Genomic DNA, 386 nt, shown 5'->3' with positions numbered 1-386 from the left:
GACCAAAATCTTTAAAAGTATTACAGAAGTTAACAGATATTAATTTAAAAGAATTAGAATCTTATAGTTTCACTATTGATGAATTCGCCCGTATTCCAAATGTTTTGATCTCAAAAACAGGATATACAGGAGAAACTGGGTTTGAAATCTATGTAGAGAATAAATACGCAGCTCATCTATGGGAAGCGATATTTGAGGCAGGAAAAGATGAAGGTATTGAACCGATTGGATTAGCCGCTAGAGATACATTGCGACTTGAAATGGGGTATTGTCTTTATGGAAATGATATTAATGATTTCACTTCGCCTTTGGAAGCAGGTCTTGGCTGGATAACAAAATTTACCAAAGATTTTATTTACAACGGATTTTTAAAAATTCAAAAAGAA

Annotated in this window: 1 pseudogene; it reads left to right on the top strand. The window is 32.6% G+C overall.

From position 1 onward, the window contains the following. A pseudogene (locus AB671_RS21865) lies at positions 1-386 on the top strand (glycine cleavage system aminomethyltransferase GcvT); the annotation flags it as partial.

Source organism: Chryseobacterium sp. BGARF1 (assembly GCF_001677955.1).
GTDB lineage: Bacteria > Bacteroidota > Bacteroidia > Flavobacteriales > Weeksellaceae > Chryseobacterium.
This window is presented reverse-complemented; position numbering and strand designations above follow the sequence as displayed.